Annotated in this window: 19 protein-coding genes and 1 pseudogene; 7 read left to right on the forward strand and 13 right to left on the reverse strand. The window is 43.3% G+C overall.

The window, feature by feature from the left end:
• The first annotated feature begins 3 nt into the window (after positions 1–3).
• Together ACOQOA_RS06455 and purH are read left to right on the forward strand one after the other, a co-directional pair.
• On the forward strand, positions 4–1,944 hold the full coding sequence (locus ACOQOA_RS06455) for a polysaccharide biosynthesis protein (RefSeq protein WP_420547829.1): 1,941 nt from the start codon (positions 4–6) through the stop codon (positions 1,942–1,944).
• 30 nt (positions 1,945–1,974) lie between these two features.
• Positions 1,975–3,531 carry a bifunctional phosphoribosylaminoimidazolecarboxamide formyltransferase/IMP cyclohydrolase gene (gene purH / locus ACOQOA_RS06460; protein ID WP_420547830.1) on the forward strand — a complete coding sequence of 519 codons (1,557 nt, stop codon included), beginning with the start codon at positions 1,975–1,977 and terminating at the stop codon, positions 3,529–3,531.
• 56 nt (positions 3,532–3,587) lie between these two features.
• On the opposite strand, the gene chrA is transcribed toward purH, so the two are convergent.
• Entirely contained in the window at positions 3,588–4,787 is a 1,200-nt protein-coding gene (gene chrA, locus ACOQOA_RS06465) for a chromate efflux transporter (protein WP_420547831.1), read from the reverse strand.
• A 93-nt stretch (positions 4,788–4,880) separates the two neighbouring features.
• The gene (gene lpdA, locus ACOQOA_RS06470; RefSeq protein WP_420547832.1) at positions 4,881–6,287 is read right to left on the reverse strand and encodes a dihydrolipoyl dehydrogenase; all 1,407 of its coding nucleotides are present in this window, start codon (positions 6,285–6,287) and stop codon (positions 4,881–4,883) included.
• Positions 6,288–6,521: 234 nt separating this feature from the next.
• On the opposite strand from lpdA, the gene ACOQOA_RS06475 reads away from it, so the two are divergent.
• Together ACOQOA_RS06475 and ACOQOA_RS06480 are read left to right on the forward strand one after the other, a co-directional pair.
• Positions 6,522–7,097 carry a TetR/AcrR family transcriptional regulator gene (locus ACOQOA_RS06475; protein ID WP_420547833.1) on the forward strand — a complete coding sequence of 192 codons (576 nt, stop codon included), beginning with the start codon at positions 6,522–6,524 and terminating at the stop codon, positions 7,095–7,097.
• 1 nt (position 7,098) lies between these two features.
• On the forward strand, positions 7,099–7,545 hold the full coding sequence (locus ACOQOA_RS06480) for an SRPBCC family protein (RefSeq protein ID WP_420547834.1): 447 nt from the start codon (positions 7,099–7,101) through the stop codon (positions 7,543–7,545).
• 16 nt (positions 7,546–7,561) lie between these two features.
• Here the strand turns inward: ACOQOA_RS06480 and rlmH are convergent, their stop codons facing one another.
• The 3 genes from rlmH to ACOQOA_RS06495 all read right to left on the reverse strand — a co-directional run bounded on the left by rlmH (position 7,562) and on the right by ACOQOA_RS06495 (position 9,148).
• On the reverse strand, positions 7,562–8,020 hold the full coding sequence (gene rlmH, locus ACOQOA_RS06485) for a 23S rRNA (pseudouridine(1915)-N(3))-methyltransferase RlmH (protein WP_420547835.1): 459 nt from the start codon (positions 8,018–8,020) through the stop codon (positions 7,562–7,564).
• Positions 8,021–8,071: 51 nt separating this feature from the next.
• Positions 8,072–8,431 (reverse strand): ribosome silencing factor, encoded by a 360-nt coding sequence (gene rsfS, locus ACOQOA_RS06490; RefSeq protein WP_420547836.1) that lies wholly within the window; start codon positions 8,429–8,431, stop codon positions 8,072–8,074.
• Positions 8,432–8,542: 111 nt separating this feature from the next.
• Positions 8,543–9,148: a nicotinate-nucleotide adenylyltransferase gene (locus tag ACOQOA_RS06495; protein WP_420547837.1), complete on the reverse strand. Its 606-nt coding sequence runs from the start codon at positions 9,146–9,148 to the stop codon at positions 8,543–8,545.
• 109 nt (positions 9,149–9,257) lie between these two features.
• Here ACOQOA_RS06495 and ACOQOA_RS06500 point away from each other — a divergent pair, with 109 nt between their 5' ends.
• Positions 9,258–9,995: a hypothetical protein gene (locus tag ACOQOA_RS06500; RefSeq protein WP_420547838.1), complete on the forward strand. Its 738-nt coding sequence runs from the start codon at positions 9,258–9,260 to the stop codon at positions 9,993–9,995.
• A 105-nt stretch (positions 9,996–10,100) separates the two neighbouring features.
• Positions 10,101–10,841, forward strand: a complete 741-nt coding sequence (locus ACOQOA_RS06505) for a substrate-binding periplasmic protein (RefSeq protein WP_420547839.1) — start codon at positions 10,101–10,103, stop codon at positions 10,839–10,841.
• An 18-nt stretch (positions 10,842–10,859) separates the two neighbouring features.
• Here ACOQOA_RS06505 and ACOQOA_RS06510 read toward each other — a convergent pair whose 3' ends face one another.
• The 8 genes and pseudogenes from ACOQOA_RS06510 to nhaA form a co-directional block, all read right to left on the reverse strand.
• The gene (locus ACOQOA_RS06510; RefSeq protein WP_420547840.1) at positions 10,860–11,729 is read right to left on the reverse strand and encodes a hypothetical protein; all 870 of its coding nucleotides are present in this window, start codon (positions 11,727–11,729) and stop codon (positions 10,860–10,862) included.
• 29 nt (positions 11,730–11,758) lie between these two features.
• Positions 11,759–13,039 carry a glutamate-5-semialdehyde dehydrogenase gene (locus ACOQOA_RS06515; RefSeq protein WP_420547841.1) on the reverse strand — a complete coding sequence of 427 codons (1,281 nt, stop codon included), beginning with the start codon at positions 13,037–13,039 and terminating at the stop codon, positions 11,759–11,761.
• A gap of 29 nt (positions 13,040–13,068) precedes the next feature.
• Positions 13,069–14,184 carry a glutamate 5-kinase gene (proB, locus tag ACOQOA_RS06520; RefSeq protein WP_420547842.1) on the reverse strand — a complete coding sequence of 372 codons (1,116 nt, stop codon included), beginning with the start codon at positions 14,182–14,184 and terminating at the stop codon, positions 13,069–13,071.
• A gap of 37 nt (positions 14,185–14,221) precedes the next feature.
• Complete coding sequence (gene obgE / locus ACOQOA_RS06525) at positions 14,222–15,313, reverse strand: GTPase ObgE (protein WP_420547843.1); 1,092 nt, start codon at positions 15,311–15,313, stop codon at positions 14,222–14,224.
• Positions 15,314–15,455: 142 nt separating this feature from the next.
• Entirely contained in the window at positions 15,456–15,722 is a 267-nt protein-coding gene (rpmA, locus tag ACOQOA_RS06530) for a 50S ribosomal protein L27 (protein ID WP_155153610.1), read from the reverse strand.
• 133 nt (positions 15,723–15,855) lie between these two features.
• Positions 15,856–16,164 (reverse strand): annotated as a pseudogene (rplU, locus tag ACOQOA_RS06535) (50S ribosomal protein L21); the annotation flags it as partial.
• 213 nt (positions 16,165–16,377) lie between these two features.
• Positions 16,378–16,746, reverse strand: a complete 369-nt coding sequence (locus ACOQOA_RS06540) for a response regulator (RefSeq protein ID WP_420547844.1) — start codon at positions 16,744–16,746, stop codon at positions 16,378–16,380.
• 95 nt (positions 16,747–16,841) lie between these two features.
• Positions 16,842–18,002, reverse strand: coding sequence for a Na+/H+ antiporter NhaA (gene nhaA, locus ACOQOA_RS06545; protein WP_420547845.1), 1,161 nt, complete (start codon positions 18,000–18,002; stop codon positions 16,842–16,844).
• Positions 18,003–18,270: 268 nt separating this feature from the next.
• On the opposite strand from nhaA, the gene proC reads away from it, so the two are divergent.
• On the forward strand, positions 18,271–19,101 hold the full coding sequence (gene proC, locus ACOQOA_RS06550; protein WP_420547846.1) for a pyrroline-5-carboxylate reductase: 831 nt from the start codon (positions 18,271–18,273) through the stop codon (positions 19,099–19,101).
• The last annotated feature ends 211 nt before the right edge of the window (positions 19,102–19,312 follow it).

Consider the following 19,312-nt stretch of genomic DNA (forward strand, 5'->3'; position numbering starts at 1 on the left):
TCCATGAAGCAATTGATCCTTTCAAATCGCGCCAGATTAGCGTTCCTGCATGATATTGCTATGACGGGCTTGTCTGTACCTGCTGCCCTTGCGCTGCGTATGGGTGATAGCATCATGTCAATTGCTCAGGAAGAAATTCTCTTTGCCTCAATCGTTATGATGTTAATAGCGATACCTGCTTATGCCAGTTTTGGTATGTATAAAGGTATTTGGCGTTTTGCATCTCTAGAAGATATGATCACCGTAGGGAAAGCTGTTAGTATCGTTTCCCTGATTTTCTTATTGATTATGTTCTTTGTTTCCCGTCTTGAATGGCTACCTCGCTCTTTTCCGGTCATTAGCTGGCTATTGTTAATTATTATCCTAAGTGGTTCACGTGCGGCTTATCGTATTCTACGAGATCGTAAAACAAGCAATCTTCTGAAAGCAAGCGCCCCTAATCGTATTCCGGTTTTACTAGTTGGCACAGGTCCAGAAACAGACCTATTCCTTCGAGAATTACGTAACGCTGAGGCACCAATATATAATGCTATCGGCTTGCTGTCTTTCGACCGCCGTCGTGTTGGTTTACATATTCAAAACACCCCGATTATTGGTACAATCGAAGACTTGAATCAAGATTTAGTAAAATCTCTGCAAATCCAACCTAGTAAAATCATTATTACAAAAGAAGACCCGAACTCTGAATCTTTACGTAAATTGGTTGAGATTGCTCAGGATCTCGGATTAACAGTCTCACGCTCTTCCCGCCTATCTGAATTAAAGGAAGGTACGGAAGATCACGTAACGGAAAACATCCGCCCCATCGCTATTGAAGATTTACTTGGCCGTCCTCAAGCCTCTCTGGACCGTCCTGCCATGAAAGATCTAGTACATGGTAAGCGTGTTCTGGTTACAGGCGCAGGAGGCTCTATTGGTTCAGAGTTGGTTCGACAAATTACAGCTCAAGGCCCTGCCGAAATCACCTTGGTAGATGCATCGGAATATCTTCTTTATCTAATCGATCACGAAGTTGCTGCATTATATCCAGATTTACCTCGACATACTGTTTTAGCAAACATCCGTGAAGAAGATCGTATTAACGATATTTTTTCCAGATTGAAACCTGAACTTGTTTTCCATGCAGCCGCATTGAAACATGTTCCGATGATCGAAGAAAACCCAATGGAAGGCATCCTCACCAATTTGGGAGGCAGCCGAATCATTGCGGATGCATGTCGAAAAGCTGGTGTTCTATGTATGGTTCAGATTTCGACAGATAAAGCTGTAAATCCAACAAATGTAATGGGTGCAACTAAACGTCTGGCCGAATGTTATATTCAATCTCTTGACCCGATTTCACGTGCTGAAGATAGCACCAAATTTGTTGTAGTACGTTTTGGGAATGTCTTAGGCTCAAACGGCTCAGTTGTCCCTCTCTTCCAGAAACAACTCGCTGAAGGTGGTCCATTAACAGTTACCCATCCTGAAGTGAACCGCTTTTTCATGACAATTCGTGAAGCAGTTGAACTAGTTTTACAAGCATCTGTTCTTGGTGTGAAAGATGCGGAATCGGCTGGAAAGATTTATGTGCTGGAAATGGGACAAGCCGTAAAGATTGCAGATCTTGCGCGTCAAATAATCATTCTTGCAGGGAAACGTCCGGACATCGACGTCGAAATTAAATATACAGGACTACGCCCGGGCGAAAAACTGTATGAAGAAGTCCTGCATGACGATGAATCACAAATGCCAACGTCGGCTGATGGTATCTTACTTGCAGCCCCCCGTAGTTACGAATATAACGAGCTCGTAAAAGAATTGAATGCTATTTTAAATGCCGCTCAATCACGTGATCGTAAGGAAACACTAACTCGTTTACAAACATTGATCCCCGAATATAAGGGAGATCAAAATACGCTTAACAGCGATGAGCCGAAAGCTAAACTAACTCATTCGGCTTAATTCCATGACAAAACCTAGGAGCTGATCCCAATGTCTGAGGAAACTCAAATCACACGTGCCCTGATCTCAGTATCTGATAAAGAGGGCCTTGTTGAATTCGCACAAGGACTTGCTAAACACAAAGTTCGTATCCTTTCCACAGGCGGTTCTGCCAAAATGTTACGAGATGCAGGTATTGCTGTAACAGATGTTTCAGACCATACAGGCTTCCCAGAAATTATGGATGGCCGTGTAAAAACCTTACACCCAACGATCCACGGCGGCATTTTAGCGGTTCGTGAAAATCAAAAACATCGCGTCGCAATGGAAAGCCACGGGATAGCACCAATTGATCTAGTTGTTGTTAACTTGTACCCTTTTGTAGAAACCGTGGCTTCCGGTGCAGATTATGACACTTGCATTGAAAATATTGATATTGGTGGTCCTGCAATGATTCGCGCTGCTGCGAAAAACCATAGAGATGTAACCATTGTCACTGATCCAGCCGAATATGCTTCCGTTCTTAAAGACATGGATGAGAATAACGGCGCGACAACAATTGAACTTCGTAAATTCCTTGCACGTGAAGCTTATGCCCGCACATCTTCTTATGACTCAGCTATTACAAATTGGCTCGCTGGTGAACAAGGTGAAGCTTGGCCAAAACGTGTAACTGTCCCAGGACGTCGCCAACAAGTATTACGCTACGGAGAAAACCCACATCAGGAAGCAGCGCTTTATCGCACAAGCCCAGAACGTAAAGGCGTAACCACCGCAGAACAACTTCAAGGCAAAGAGTTAAGCTTTAACAATTTAAATGACGCTGATGCGGCTTTTGAGCTGGTCTCAGAATTTGATAAACCGGCTGTAGTTATTGTAAAACATGCAAATCCATGTGGTGTGGCGCAAGCAGATAGTTTGATTGATGCATGGAAACCTGCCTTGGATTGTGATCCAACTTCTGCTTTCGGTGGTATTGTCGCGGTTAACCGAGAATTAGATGCAGATTTAGCAAAAGAATTAACAGAACTTTTCCTAGAAGTTGTTATTGCGCCTGCGATTACAGATGAAGCAAAAGATGTATTAGCAGATAAGAAAAATGTGCGTGTTTTAATCACAGGTGGCATGCCTGATCCATCTGATAAGTCAGTTACATGGCGTACGTTGTCTGGCGGCTTATTAGCTCAATCCCGCGACAATGGTGTAATCACCCGCGAAGACTGTAAAGTCGTTACCAAACGCGAACCGACGGAAAAAGAATGGGAAGATATGTTATTTGCTTGGAAAGTGGCAAAACACGTGAAATCCAACGCAATTGTCTACACCCGTGATCAATCCACTGTTGGTATCGGCGCCGGTCAAATGAGCCGTATTGATTCTTCCAAGATTGCAGCAAGCAAATCTGCGGAACATAAAGGCACAGAAAACTCTGTTGTTGCGTCTGACGCTTTCTTCCCGTTTGCTGATGGCTTAATTGCGGCTGTTGCAGCAGGTGCAACGGCGGCGATCCATCCAGGTGGTTCCATGCGTGATGAAGAAGTGATTAAAGCTGCCGATGAAGCAGGGATCGCCATGGTTTATACAGGCATGCGACATTTCAAACATTAAGGTTTAGCAATCTTACAAAAGAAAGCCGACCTCAATGCAGGTCGGCTTTTTTTTGTTTAAAACAAGTTTTCTAATCCCCAACCTGCCAAGGCTGTGCCAATAACAACAAGCCATGGGGGAAATTTAGCAACCATCAAAGCAACTAATGCTAAGATAGCTAGAGTTATAGTTGGCATCTCAAGGGGGACAGAGATTAGGATGGGATCAATGAGAGCTGCAGCGATCACACCGACCACAGCTGCATTCACACCCATTAAAGCCTTTTGCACAGATTGATAGGGATTAACCTTGGCCCAATAAGGTAGCAAAGCAGGCACTAACAAGAATGAAGGCAGGAAGATCACCAGTAGGCAAATGACAGCCCCTGTCACACCATTATAACTGCTACCAAGTACCGTTCCTAAATACGCTGCAAAGGTGAAAAGAGGTCCCGGTACCGCTTGGGCGGCACCATATCCAGCCATAAAGCTTTCCTTGTTTACCCAGCCTTGATCTACAACGCTATTTTCCAACAAAGGTAACACCACATGGCCTCCACCAAAGACAAGAGAGCCTGCGCGATAAAAACTCTCAATAATCTGTAAGAGTTCATAGTCATAAAAAGTGACTAGGATTGGTAAACCAATCAGTAAAACAAAAAAGGTGCCTGTCAAGATATTCGCTAAACCAAATGAGATGCTGGTCTTTAGATAATCTGGACGGGTATGAACAGCAGCAGGTTTAGAGAATAGATAACCAATTCCACCTCCTGCAATCAGCACTAAAATCTGATGTAAGGGGGATGGCAGAAATATGAGAAATATGGCCCCAATCAAAGCCAATATAGAGCGAGGTATATCGGGGCATAAACTTCGCCACATACCAACCACAGCTTGCGTGACAACAGCAAGGGTCACAACTTTCAAACCGGTTAAAATACCAATAGGAATATGATCGCTATATTCCAAGACCCCAAAGCCAAAAATCATCAAAGCCAAAGCCGATGGGATAGTAAACCCTGTCCATGCCAAAACAGCGCCCCAGCCTCCACCTTTCAGTAGTCCTACTCCGAGACCTACCTGACTTGAGGTTGGTCCGGGCAAAAATTGGCAAAGAGCGACTAGGTCCGCATAAGTCTTTTCATCCATCCATTTCAAACGACTGACGAATGCTTCACGGAAATAACCAAGATGTGCGATAGGTCCACCAAAAGAGGTAAGACCTAGCTTTAGAAATGTAAGAAATAAGTCAGACTTGCTCGGCTGTGTATCGGACATCTAAAACCCCAATCGTCCAAAAATACTCAAGAAAAAACCCTTCGACCTTTATAGGCTGAAGGGTTTCTTCAAATCCAGTTTAAATTCACAAAATTACGCGTGAATTGGACCATCCTGTGTTGCCATCGCAGCTTCACGAACTGCTTCGGAGAAAGTTGGGTGAGCGTGACAAATACGTGCCACGTCTTCCGCAGAACCACCAAACTCAATCACCGTTGTCAGCTCATGGATCATCTCACCAGCCGCAGGGCCAATAATATGTGCGCCTAACAATTTGTCTGTTTTCTTGTCCGCTAGTAATTTCACAAAACCATCGCGATAGCCATTGGCCTTTGCACGACTATTAGCCATAAAGTTAAACTTACCAACTTTATACTCAATACCGGCTTCTTTTAATTTTTCTTCACTTGCACCCACATCAGCAACTTCCGGGAAGGTATAAACAACACCCGGAATTGCATCATAATTGATATGTGGTTTTTGGCCCGCCATCATTTCAGCAGCAACAATGCCTTCATCTTCGGCTTTATGCGCCAACATTGGACCAGGGGTGCAATCACCAATCGCATAGATGCCTGGTACATTTGTTTGATAATCAGAACCGACTTTAATAAAGCCACGCTCATCACGCTCAACACCGAGTTCCTCAAGGCCTAGACCATCCACATATGGACGACGACCGATACAAAGCAGAACAACATCTGCTTTCATTTCTTCCGCATCGCCACCAGCAGCAGGTTCAACTGTCAAAGTCACTTCTTTCGCAGATTTCGCTGCACCGGTAACTTTAGACTTCATTTTAAATTTAATGCCTTGTTTCTTCAAAGTGCGTTGGAAGACTTTAGATACCTCGCCGTCCATATTAGGCACAATACGATCCAAGAATTCAACAACAGTTACTTCCGCGCCTAAACGCTTCCATACAGAACCAAGTTCAAGCCCGATAACACCACCACCAATAACGATCATATGTTTTGGTACAGAAGAAAGTTCCAAAGCACCAGTAGAAGTCACGATTTGTTTTTCATCCACTTCGATACCCGGTAATGGTGTAGATTCAGAACCTGTTGCAATCATAATGCGTTTAGTTGAAAGTGATTTACCTTTGTCGTCACCATCAACAACATCTACTTGAGACGCAGAGATGATTTTACCAGCGCCTTTGACGTAAGTTACCTTATTCTTCTTGAAAAGGAACTCAATACCATTGGTCAGTTCATCTACGATCTTCGCTTTACGACCAAGCATGCTATCCAGATTCAGTTTTGGCTTCACTTCGATACCGTGATCATCAAAACCATGACAAGCTTCATGATATAATTCAGAAGATTGTAATAATGCTTTAGAAGGGATACAGCCAACATTCAGGCAAGTACCACCCAAACGACCACGTTTTTCAACGCAGGCAACTTTCATCCCTAACTGTGCTGCGCGGATCGCTGCAACATAACCACCTGGACCGCCACCTACAATTACGAGGTCGAATTCTGTTTCAGACATATCTGAACATCTCCGTTTTATGGGTTTATACCACCTGTCCCACGCCAAAAAGAAACTTCACAGGTAGCAATTCTCTTATTTCGTTATTAATCCATTATATGACGCTTTTGGTCAACTAAAACAAGAAGCTGCCCTAAGATTTTCTTGATACTTCATTTATTCCACCCCATAACTTGACATTATGTAAAGTTTTACTATCTTTACATAATGTCAAGTAAACCAAAAAATACAAAATTGCGTATCCTAGAAGTCGCCAGAGAACTGATTGAAAACTCAGAAGGAAAATTGGTTCGAATTTCTGATATCGCAAAAAATGCAGACCTTTCGCGCCAAGCGATTTATCTACATTATGAGTCGCGCACTGAATTACTTATTCATCTCGTGCGTTATGTTGATGAAGTACATGAATTCAAAAAGCTGATGGAATCCGTCTGTGCTCAGGAGTCATCAGAAAAAATGTTGCACGCATTCATCCATCAATGGTGCGATTACTTACCATTGATAGGCAAGATCGCCCATGCGATGCATCATCATCAAGAATATGACGATGATGCACGTATTGCATGGCAAGACCGTATGCACGTTTTCATGGAACTTTGCGAATGCGTCGCTGAAAATTTACATCTTTCAGGACATTTAAAAGACGATTGGGATGTAAGACGCGCTGCAGAATTTATCTGGGTAACCTGCTCCATCCGTAACTGGCATGATTATACAGAAATAATTGGTTGGGAGGGAAGCACTTACAAGAAATACATAGAACTTACTCTAAACAATACCTTATTAAAACAACTCCATAAGGAACTATAAAATGCATAGGCTTGCACAAGAATCCATCTGTCTAAATGCTGCTTTACCAGAAGTTTTTAAATATGTAACAGATTTAAACAATTTCAGTGAGTGGTTCCCTGAAGTCCAAGAATTCAAAGAAACACATTCTTCTCCCGCAGGAACTATAGGCAAAACATATGCTGAAAAAGTCTTTCTTGAAGGCGATACAGCAACCGAAATTATTGTTGAGGTTGTTGAATATGTGGAAGATGAGAAAATTGTGACTCAAGCGGAATTCAATCCACTGCTCCCACGCATGGAAATTAACTTCATTCCCGTAAACACAACCATTACGGAAATAATCTGGAATATGGATAGCCGCAACGAAGAAGAAGATTTCCTCAGAAATACCTTACCTATGATGCAATCTATAATCAGTGAGCGTGCCAACAAAGGCCTCACAAATTTAAAAATTAAATTTGGTTAACGTCCGATACGCCACTTTACTCACGATGATAAGGATGGCCTGCTTGAATTTGCTGGCATCGATAAATCTGTTCTGCCAACATGGGACGCACTAACATATGCGGCCATGTTAACTTACCAAAAGATAAGGATAGATCTGCACGTTGTCGCACTGTTTCATGAAGGCCATCTGCCCCTCCAATAATGAAACACACCGCAGGTCTGCCTTCATCTTGCCAAGCTTGAACCTTGGAGGACAAATCCAACGACCCCATAGCTTTGCCCCGTTCATCCAAGGCAATAACGGCTGCACCAACCGGCACAGCACTAAGAAGTAATTCAGCCTCTCGTTGCTTAAGAGCATCGCCTGATAAAGCTTTCTTTTCTTCTAATTCATGGAGGGTAAATGGCCAACGGATCCGCGAAACATAGTGATCAAACAGTTCCTTCTCCGGGCCTCGCTTGGCCCGGCCGATGGCAATAAGGTGAACCTTCATGGGCTCACGCTCCTTATCTCAATACGTAACGTTTAAGAAGCCGAGCGCTTCTTATGCGTCCGCATGTAATGCATTCGCCGTTTCTGGCATATCCACGCCCCACATCTTTTCCAGATTGTAGAACTCACGCACTTCTGGGCGGAAAACATGCACAATAACATCACCTACATCGATCAAAACCCAATCGCCTTGGGATTTACCATCTGTAGAAACATGTTTCTCACCAGCTGCTTTTAATTTCTCCACCAAATGATCAGAGATCGCCGCAACTTGACGTGTAGACGTACCAGATGCGATCACCATGTAATCAGCGATAGAGGATTTTCCAGATAGGTTAATTACCGTTACGGCTTGTGCTTTATCGTCGTCCAGAGAAGTTTCAACGATTTCCAATAAAGCGTCGGAAGACAAAGGCTTCCCGTATTGACTAGCTATGATTTTCACTCCATTACACTAGCAGTTATCGATACGTCTTTATCACATATAACAGATCGCTAGATGATCCATTTTTAAACCTGCAAATTAAAGCCGTTTCTTTTTAGTTGCGTTACGAATACGCGTTGCAGATTCAGGATGACGACGTATCGCCAAAAATGTCCAGCAGGGCGTTTCGTGATTTGTAAGTCCCCGTGCACCACTCTCTGGCACACGATCTCTTTTAAATCGCTGGGCAGCCTTCCCAGACAATGCACCTAAATCATACCCTGATCTGCCAAAAACGGCAATGGGCACTGTGTTAAAGATATGTTGCCATTTTTTCCATTGTGATATCTGGCGCAAATTATCTGCGCCCATCAACCACACAAACTGACAATCAATGAAATTTTGTTGCAATGCCATCAAGGTGTCCGCGGTATAGCGGGTCTGAAGCTTTGTTTCAATATCTGTAACGATAATTCTAGGGTGAGAAGCCATTTTTTGTGCAGATTCTACACGCTCTTGCAGGTTGGCCATACCTTCTGCTGATTTTAAAGGGTTTTGAGGGCTGACAAGCCACCACACTTCATCCAATCCAAGACGCCTGAAGGCCGCCTGGGAAATATGTAAATGCCCCGCATGTGCCGGGTTAAATGACCCACCCAACAAGCCAACTTTGCGTTTACGTCTAATTTTCAGCTCTTTACCCATGCAAATGCTTTAAAAGCTAATTTCCGAAAAGTCGAGCAAAACCGGAAATAGCGGACAATTTTCTTGCATCAAAATACGTATTCTCTTCTAATGAATACAAGGAGACAAAATGTTTCGGCCTGTTATATTCTTGCACATCTTATTCAGTTGCTTTCTGACACTATTGTTTACACTGCCCGTGAAAGCGTCTGACCCTCACCCTTGCCATAAAATAGATTACTGGCTGGGATCAGTGACACTGGACGCAGCTTACTCCATGATCGAAGAAATATACGATATCAGCGATTTATGTTCTGAATTTAATCACACCTCTCTTAAAAAGGCACAGCATAATCTCCTGACAAATAACAGTGCGGCAAATGGATGGCGTTCAGAATATTTTATAAACCAATTTAGCGACGATATCGTTTATACGGACCCTGTTTTCACGGTGAATGTCACCTTATTCTTAAACGAAGAAAAATACGGTACATCGCCAGACTTGTTTTCGGTGACCGGACAAAAAATCGGCTATTTTCTCGGTGATGTTTACGCGGTTGAAGAACTCAAAAAATTGGGTGGAATTCCCGTACATGGAGAGAGTTTTGACAAAGTTATCAAATCATTTCTCAATGGCAGAACAACGGCGATCATTGTTCCGAACACCATTTTTCTTGACCAGACAAATATACAAAATATTAATGTAAACTACACAAGCCATGATCTTGAACCTGTCTACTATCGACATGTCCTTCACAAAGATCATGAAGGCCTCATTCCCATCCTTAACCAGGCTATTCCGAAAATGTTGCAAAATGGCACATTGGAAGAACGCCGTGCGAAACTTCTTTCAGAAAAGATCAATTGATTTTCGATTACCTAACAAAAATCTAATCAACTCAAAATATTACGCTTTATTTTACTGAATAAGAGCATAAAATATCTATAGTCTATTCTGACTGGGGGAACTTTTTTGTATAATCAATTTATGAAATATCTAACGTTTATAGTGACGATGTTCGTGCTTTCCATATCCGCCTATGCACAGGACAACAGTCAAACTAAATGCTATAAGATTGGCGTTTGGGATAATTCCATTCCATCACAAGCGGCAATTTCAATTGTTGAAGAAATATATGAACGTAACAATTTATGCTACGAGCTGATCAACACATCCCTAGAAAAAGCGCGTCATGATATTTTGGTAAATACGTTAGATGCAAATATATGGCGTTCTGATGCGTTTATAGAGAAGAATAAACAAGAAATTGTGCATACAAGTCCACTTTTTGCGCTTGGCGTAAGTATCTATGCAAATACCCAACGTCTTGGATCAAAACTAGATAAGTCACAATTTAAAGGAAAACGCATTGGCTTCTACCATGGTGATCTCCATGTAAAAAATGAGATTGAGGCTTTAAATGCCAAAGCCGTTCATAGTGAATCCAACCAGCACACTATTAAAGCGTTTATCAATCAACGCGTGGATGCAATTGTCATTACACCACTTCTCTTTCAAGCCCACAAAACTTCTATTCCGAGCGACATGATCATAGAAGAGATTCCTTTAACTTCTCTTCATTATCGTCATATTCTGCATAAAGATAACGCTGCACTGATTCCATCGCTAAATGCTGCAATCGCGAAAGCATTAGAAAGAGAAACGCTTGAAGAGCGAATTGAACGATTTAAAAGCACTTCAAAGTCGGATTAACACCAAAGGCGTCAAGAACTAACGATCAAGCCAATCACGTTGCCATTTTGGTAAAGCAAAGGAGGCTTGATGAACATCCGCATCATAATGCTTGCCTTGATAATCCTTCACAGGATGACGTAAGCTAACGCCGTCTTTACTATAAAGATAGAAGCCAAAATCCCCGCCGGGATAAAGAGGTACATTTGCACGATAAGCTTCCATATGCGGCAATAACCGTGTTTTCAACATAACACTTACTAAATTCTCGCCATCACCCGATTGCTCTTGCAAGAAACCGCCGCCATGCAGCGTTAGGAAGACACTATCACTGTCTACAACCACGCCTGCATCTGAGACGATTTCAACCAAATCTGTAAAGAAAGCTTCGGTGAAGAGAACAGCAGAAGGACCAACAGGCTCAGTCAAATCGAGGATAATGACATCAAACTTCTCACCGCGATCTTTGGCATTTGATACAAATTTCTTCGCATCATCAATTACCAAATTTACACGTGGATCATTATAATCACCATTCACACCAAGATATTCTTCGGAAAGGCGAATAACACGTTCATCAATCTCAACCATAGTTACAGATTTCACAAAATCATGCACCAAGGCTTCGCGTAAGTTACCGCCATCGCCCCCACCAATGATCAAGACATTCGCATCTTTACGTTCGCGACCAAGTAAGGGCACATGCATACCCATTTCATGGTAGATAAACTCATCTGCTTGACTGGCTTGAATATAACCATCCAATACCAATAAACGACCGAAATCCTCATGATCATAAATTTCAATCAATTGAAATGGACTTTGTTCACGATGTAACAGTTTCACTTTTAAGGACTGGGAAATTCCCATGCCATCACAGCGCTCTTGCCACCATTCATATTCAGACATGGAAATTCCCTTTCCTAAAAGACTTCAAATTACGGACGGGTCTGTCCTGTACCGCGCACTTGATATTTAAAACTGGTGAGCTGTTCCGCACCAACTGGACCACGGGCATGCATACGGCCTGTAGAAATGCCAATTTCCGCGCCCATACCAAATTCACCACCATCCGCAAATTGCGTAGATGCATTTTGCATTACAATCGCAGAATCAACTTCGCGCAGGAATTTCTCTGCGACATCCGTATCTTCGGTGATAATACTTTCAGTATGATGCGAACTATAATGATTGATATGGTCAATAGCGGCTTGAGCATCCTCAACAACTTTCACAGAAATGATCGCATCCAGATATTCTGTATACCAATCTTCTTCCACTACTTCTTTTATGTAAGATGCCATGGATTGAACCGCCTCATCCCCACGGATTTCACAGTTCAGATCGTTTAAGCCATCAAGAATAGCAGGCAAAATATCCGCTGCAACATCCTTATTCACTAATAAAGTTTCCGCTGATCCACAGATACCTGTACGACGCATTTTTGCATTCAAAGTGATATCCAACGCTTTTTGTGCGTCTGCATCCTTATCAAGATAGATATGACAAATACCATCTAGATGCGAGAATACTGGCATACGCGCATTATTCTGAACACGCTCAATCAATCCGCGGCCACCACGTGGGACAATCACATCCACATAATCACTTAAAGATAAAAGTGCATCAACCGCCGCACGATCGCGGGTCGGAATCATCTGTACAGAATCTTCTGGCAAGTTCGTCGCCTTAAGACCGGAACGAATACAATCCGCAATCACACCTGCACTGTTCAAGCTTTCAGATCCACCTCTCAAGATAGCAGCATTGCCAGATTTCAAACAAAGCGCACCTGCATCTGCGGTCACATTTGGACGGGATTCATAAATCACCCCGATCACACCAAGCGGCGTGCGCACACGGGAAATCTTCAATCCATTAGGACGATCCCATTCATCCATCACTTCCCCGACTGGATCTTTCAATGTGGTGATTGCTTCCAAGCCAGCCGCCATGCCTTCGATACGATCTGCATCCAGCATCAAACGATCCATCATTGCATCTGATAGACCCTTTTCACTTCCAAAGGCTAAATCTTTCTTATTCGCTTCGATGATTTCATCTTGGCGTGCACGCAAAGCATCTGCTGCGGCTTGTAGCGCTTTATTTTTCTGTTCGGGGCTTGCAAGACCCAATGCATGAGATGCCGCACGGGCTTTTTTGCCCATATCGACTAATAGTGCATTTACATCCATGTTCATATCTTCTGCCATAGACATAGTCTTCTCTCCCGAAGTTAAGTTAATAATCAAGCTTCAAGGGCAAGATCATCACGGTGGATCACTTCCACTTTACGATCAATACCCAGTTTTTCTTTTACTTCATCACTGTGAAGGCCAAGAATTTCTTTTGTATCATCACTGGAAAACGCTGAAAGACCAACGCCCAAACGTTCTCCATTTAAATTTTTCACCAAAATGGAATCGCCACGATCAAAATGACCATCCACTCCCGTCACACCTGCCGGTAATAAACTTTTACCTGCGTTTAAGGCACTCACAGCCCCATCATCCACAGTCACACTGCCAGCCGGCGTTAAACTACCTGCAATCCATTTCTTACGTGCTGCACGTGGTTTCACTGCTGATAAGAACCAGGTACATAGGCCACCATCAAGGATGCTGCCCACCGGATTCAATTTCGCCCCTTGTGCAATCACCATGGCGCAACCACCTTGAACTGCAAGCTTTGCTGCCAATAGTTTGGTCACCATACCGCCTGTGGATATTCCAACGGGTGCATCACCTGCCATGGCATCGATTTCCGCAGTGATTTTTTCCACTACAGGAATATGGGTGGCATTTTCATTTTTACGAGGGTCCGCTGTATATAAGCCATCAATATCACTTAACAAGACCAATGCATCAGCTGACACCATAGTTGCCACGCGGGCTGCTAAACGATCATTGTCACCATAACGGATTTCTTCGGTCGCTACCGTGTCATTTTCGTTAATGATTGGCACAGCTCCAAGGCTCAACAATTGAAAGGCAGTTGCACGCGCGTTCAAATGACGACGACGTTCTTCTGTATCAGATGGGGTCAATAACATCTGTGCCACAGTGATATTATGACGATGCAAGGCTTCTTGATACGCATGAGCTAAACGGATTTGCCCCGTCGCCGCACTTGCTTGTTTTTCTTCAAGTTTTAGTGCCTCGCCTTTCAGACCAAGATGACGACGCCCCACAGCGATAGAGCCAGAGGACACAACAAGGACTTGCTTACCTGCCTTGTGCAGGCGCGCAATATCATCCGCCAACGCATTCAACCATTCCTGACGAATACGTCCCTCACTATCCACCAATAAGGCAGACCCAATTTTTATGACAACACGTTTTGCCTGTTGCAGGTCAAATGACATGTCTAATTTCTCCCAATCCTATCCCCAATAGACAGGATTAAACTGGTGACCACGGCTTAGCGATTTCTTCCGCTGCGTCGTAGGCTTCACCTTTTTCTTCTGCTTCCAATATCGCTTCAGCTTCTTCTTTTTCCTTCACGCGATATTGATCAATCTCTGAATAAAGAACACGTAAGGCTTTATCCACACCTTCACCGGAAATACCGGAAAGGACCACGATGGGGCTATCTGTGACTTCACGTAATTCTTCAATCATTTCGTCAATAATTTCCGGGATTAAAGCATCCGCTTTATTGATACCAATTACTTCCGGTTTATCAGCAAGACCGGCGCCATAAGCTTCCAGCTCTTCACGGACAACTTTATAGCTTTCAACGACTTTTTCTGCGGAACCATCAATCAAATGTAATAAGATACGTGTACGTTCAATATGACCAAGAAAACGAGTACCAATTCCCTTGCCTTCATGCGCGCCTTCGATAAGTCCCGGGATATCCGCAATCACGAATTCATTTCCATCACTATTCACCACACCCAGATTTGGATGAATCGTTGTAAATTCATAATCAGCAATCTTAGGCTTGGCATTACTGGTCGCTGAAAGGAAAGTCGATTTACCTGCATTTGGCAAACCAACAAGACCCGCATCTGCAATCAATTTCAAACGCAACCAAACCCATAATTCCTGTCCTGGCCAACCCGGTTCGGATTTCCGCGGCGCACGGTTTGTTGGTGTTTTAAAGGCCGTATTACCACGACCGCCATCACCACCACGAAGGAGGCAAATCTTTTGCCCTACCTCAGTCAGATCCGCCAGCACAGTTTCTTTATCTTCAGATAGAATTTGCGTGCCAACAGGTAATTTTAAGGTCACGGACTCACCATTGGCACCGTTCATATCACGACCCGCACCCGGATTACCACGGCGGGCTTTAAAATGCTGCTTATAGCGATAGTCAATCAGGGTGTTCAAACCCGGAACAGCTTCAATAAATACATCACCACCACGGCCGCCATTGCCGCCATTTGGGCCACCAAATTCAATATATTTTTCGCGTCGGAATGAAACGGAACCGGGACCACCCCAGCCACTTTTCATATATACTTTTGCTTCATCAAGGAATTTCATGGGCTTATCCGCCGTGTGTTAAACTTTGTTCAATGTATTTATGCAAACTGCTCTGTTATGAAAAGAACAATTTTCAGACGAAAAAAGGGAATGGCGTTTCGGCCATTCCCCTCAATCTCACAGATCCGTAAACGGGAAGGCCTTATTCGGCAGCTTCCGCTAGAGGTGTTACGGATACGAATGTGCGTTTGCGTGTTTTACGGAATTGTACTTTACCGCCTTCCAATGCAAACAATGTGTGGTCTTTACCCATACCAACATTGTCACCTGGGTGCACTTTTGTGCCACGTTGACGCATGATGATGTTACCAGGAACTACTGCTTCACCACCGAATTTTTTAACTCCGAGGCGACGACCTTCGGAATCGCGACCGTTACGTGAACTACCGCCTGCTTTTTTATGAGCCATGACTTAGGTCTCCTTACCTCTAGAATTAATCTTTTTTCGCTGCAGCTTTTTTAGCGGCTGTTTTTTTAGCTGCTTTTTTAGCTGTAGATTTCTTTGTTGCCGCTTTAGGGGCAGATGCTTTCTTCGCACCGGAAGCAACGATGTCTGTTACCTTAAGAACGGTGATCTCTTGACGATGACCTTTCTTACGACGGTAGTTATGACGACGTTTCTTTTTGAATACGATTACTTTGTCATCTTTCTTTTGGCTGATAACTTCAGCTTTAACAGCTGCGCCTTCAACCACTGGTGCACCAACAGTTTGGGAGTCAGCATCGCCAACCAACAAAACTTGATCCAAAACGATTTCAGAACCAGCTTCACCTTCAAGTTTTTCAACTTTGATCACGTCGTCTTTTGCAACGCGATACTGTTTGCCACCAGTTTTAATTACTGCGAACATATCTTTGCTCTCTTTTAAACCCGCGCTTTACGGTGATCGATCAACGGGATAATCCCAAATAGACCAATACTTTAGTCTCATCCGACCCCATGTCGGAAAACCTCAAGCGGCGCAATACAAAATGACGTGAGAAACGCATAATCCCTCACGTACAGGCGGGGTTTATACTTTATTTCTTGTGAAAGTCAATAGCTATCAAGGATTTTACAGTGACTATCCCAATTTAAATTCGGCAAATACCTCAGCCAAACTTTCTGCACTGATTGGCTTTTGCACATAGCCCTGCATCCCCGCAGCGATGTATTCTGCCCTATCTTCTTCAGAATTGGCTGTAATCGCCACGATAGGAAGGTCATCGGGAACAACTTTTGTCTTACGGATTAATTGCGTCGCCTCAACACCATTCATATCTGGCATCTCAATATCCATTAAGATGATATCCACTTTTTCTGAACGCAATTTAAATATCGCCTCACGTCCACTTTCAGCTTGAATTGCCTCATGACCAGCCGCCTTTATCAAAGCTTCATTTAGCATTCGATTGATCTTTTGATCATCAACAATCAAAACTCTTATGGCCATTCTTATTCCTCTTACGGGTGCTAGCTTATACAAAAAATGGAGAAACCATTGTTAAAAGTTTCCCCATTAATTTGCAAGCTATTGAAAGTGATATCTTACTCTTCTTTCACGCTAAAGCTTTGGACCGGTGGTGTTGTGCGCAACACGAAGTATCCAACTATCGCCGAAAGAATGGAGCCAGACAGCACACCTATGCGAACTTGTGCTTCATATACAGGGTCACTAAAGGCCAAGGCACCAATAAACAAACTCATGGTAAAACCGATACCCGCCAACAAAGCCGCACCATAAATGTGACGGTAACTTACACCAGCAGGCAAACTACTTATACCAAGCTTTGTGAAAGCAAATACAGTTCCAAACACACCAATCTGCTTACCTAGGAACAAGCCTGCAGCAATGCCCAAAGGTACCGCCGCGAATAAATCAGCAAGCGCTATCCCTTTTAGCGAGACCCCTGCATTTGCGAAAGCAAAGACAGGCATAATAAAGAACATGACCCAGGGAGACATGGAATGTTCCATTATCTTCAATGGCGGCACATCATAATGGTTTGTACGCTTCAACGGAATTAACATCGCAATTGCCACGCCCGCCAAAGTCGCATGAACACCAGATTTGAGAACAGCTAACCAGATAAAGGCACCCACCAACATATATGGTGAAATCCGTGTTACGCCAGCAAAGTTGAAGATTGCTAAAACACCCAAGCCAGCAAAAGCCAAACCAATAGAAATAAAGGAAAGATCTGCCGTATAGAACATGGCAATTACGATAATTGCACCTAGGTCATCCAAGATCGCCAATGTTAACAAAAAGACTTTCAAGGCAGGTGGCACACGACGGCCTAAAATCGCCAAGATCCCCAATGCAAAAGCAATATCTGTTGCAGCTGGGATCGCCCAACCGTTTAGTGCTGTTGGATCCCCCATATTAATGACGGCATAAATAACAGCTGGCACTGCCATACCACCAACGGCAGCCCCGGCTGGCAAAATTGCGTTACTGACTTTTGAAAGATTACCCTTCACAAATTCATATTTGATCTCAAGCCCCACATACATGAAAAAGAGAGCCATCAAACCGTCATTAATGAAATGTAACAAAGACTTGGTCAGAACCAATTCACCAATACCAATTGTCACGGGCATGCGTAACAAATCGTCATAATGAACCGCATAGGGAGAATTATAAATCAGAATAGCCAGCCCTGCCGCAGCTACGAGGACCAAACCACTAATCACTTCTTTGTTCATATGTCACCACCCAGAAAAACCTTATTTATATTTAAAATAAGCGAACCCAATCCATATGTATACATACAATAGGCTGAATTCGCTTTCTTATCTTGAACTATTACTCAATCAAATGGTGATTTAAAAGTATTTTTCAAGCAAACGCCTAGTCATTTAAATAATTTTGAAATAGTTAAGCTAGACAGGAATTCTTGCAAAAATTAATATCCATCCGAAATTGAAATAGCGAAAAACACCTCTCTCTCTTTAAATCTGAAAGGATATTCTAATGAACCAACGATTAAAGCGACCTCTTCTCCTAATGGGCTGTGGAAAAATGGGAGGGGCGATGTTAGAAGGTTGGCTTAAAAGCGGGATAGCCGCTGCTGGTGTTACTATCGTTGACCCCTATCAGAATGAAGATTTCGCCAAACATCCAGATGTTACCTATTATGACACTGCCGAAACCGTACCCGCGGACCTAAACCCTGAAGTTATCTTGCTTGCTGTAAAACCACAACAAATGGACGATGCACTTGCTGCTTACAAGAAATTTGCAAAACCAGACACAGTTTTCATTTCTGTCGCCGCCGGTAAAACCATTGCATATTTCGAAAGTCACCTAGGTGCAGAAGCAGCAGTTATCCGCGCCATGCCAAATACACCGGCTGCAATCGGTCAAGGCATTACCGTCTGCTGCCCGAATAAGAATGTATCAAGCGCGCAATCAGAGATGGGCATCACCTTACTTCAAGCCGTTGGCGAAGCATATAATGTGGATGATGAATCATTAATTGACCCTGTAACTGCTTTGTCTGGCGGTGGCCCTGCTTATGTCTTCTGGATGATAGAAACCATGACAGAAGCGGGCATTAAGGCTGGCCTACCAGAAGATTTATCCGCACGTCTTTCCTTGATGACCGTCGCTGGTGCCGGACAACTGGCCCTTTCCACAGCAGGGGAAATTGAACCTTCACAATTACGCATCAATGTAACAAGCCCAGGCGGTACAACAGCCGAAGCTCTTGCCGTACTTATGAATGAAGAAAACGGTCTTCAACCAATCATGACACAAGCGATTCAAGCCGCGACCGATCGATCCATTGAACTGGCAAAATAGATATATTGCACTGCAATATATATAAATATTTTTAAACTTTATCATTATAAAACATATAGATAAAGTCAGTTCATAAAAGTTTAATATTGCGCTGCAACAAAAAATATTGACGCGGCGCAATATTTCTCCTATATCTATATTCATGTTGCACCGCAACAATAGATATTTTTAGCCCTTCAATAACCGTTTCCCCTGTCGTTTTGATTGGCAA

Source organism: Curvivirga sp. (assembly GCF_965219885.1).
Taxonomy (GTDB): domain Bacteria; phylum Pseudomonadota; class Alphaproteobacteria; order UBA8366; family Aestuariispiraceae; genus Curvivirga.

Bases quoted from the DNA above. Each gene is read 5' to 3' on its own strand.
- ACOQOA_RS06455 (WP_420547829.1), top strand. From the start codon at position 4: ATGAAGCAATTGATCCTTTCAAATCGCGCCAGATTAGCGTTCCTGCAT.
- purH (WP_420547830.1), top strand. From the start codon at position 1,975: ATGTCTGAGGAAACTCAAATCACACGTGCCCTGATCTCAGTATCTGAT.
- chrA (WP_420547831.1), bottom strand. From the start codon at position 4,787: ATGTCCGATACACAGCCGAGCAAGTCTGACTTATTTCTTACATTTCTA.
- lpdA (WP_420547832.1), bottom strand. From the start codon at position 6,287: ATGTCTGAAACAGAATTCGACCTCGTAATTGTAGGTGGCGGTCCAGGT.
- ACOQOA_RS06480 (WP_420547834.1), top strand. From the start codon at position 7,099: ATGCATAGGCTTGCACAAGAATCCATCTGTCTAAATGCTGCTTTACCA.
- rlmH (WP_420547835.1), bottom strand. From the start codon at position 8,020: ATGAAGGTTCACCTTATTGCCATCGGCCGGGCCAAGCGAGGCCCGGAG.
- ACOQOA_RS06495 (WP_420547837.1), bottom strand. From the start codon at position 9,148: ATGGGTAAAGAGCTGAAAATTAGACGTAAACGCAAAGTTGGCTTGTTG.
- ACOQOA_RS06500 (WP_420547838.1), top strand. From the start codon at position 9,258: ATGTTTCGGCCTGTTATATTCTTGCACATCTTATTCAGTTGCTTTCTG.
- ACOQOA_RS06510 (WP_420547840.1), bottom strand. From the start codon at position 11,729: ATGTCTGAATATGAATGGTGGCAAGAGCGCTGTGATGGCATGGGAATT.
- ACOQOA_RS06515 (WP_420547841.1), bottom strand. From the start codon at position 13,039: ATGTCTATGGCAGAAGATATGAACATGGATGTAAATGCACTATTAGTC.
- proB (WP_420547842.1), bottom strand. From the start codon at position 14,184: ATGTCATTTGACCTGCAACAGGCAAAACGTGTTGTCATAAAAATTGGG.
- obgE (WP_420547843.1), bottom strand. From the start codon at position 15,313: ATGAAATTCCTTGATGAAGCAAAAGTATATATGAAAAGTGGCTGGGGT.
- rpmA (WP_155153610.1), bottom strand. From the start codon at position 15,722: ATGGCTCATAAAAAAGCAGGCGGTAGTTCACGTAACGGTCGCGATTCC.
- ACOQOA_RS06540 (WP_420547844.1), bottom strand. From the start codon at position 16,746: ATGGCCATAAGAGTTTTGATTGTTGATGATCAAAAGATCAATCGAATG.
- nhaA (WP_420547845.1), bottom strand. From the start codon at position 18,002: ATGAACAAAGAAGTGATTAGTGGTTTGGTCCTCGTAGCTGCGGCAGGG.
- proC (WP_420547846.1), top strand. From the start codon at position 18,271: ATGAACCAACGATTAAAGCGACCTCTTCTCCTAATGGGCTGTGGAAAA.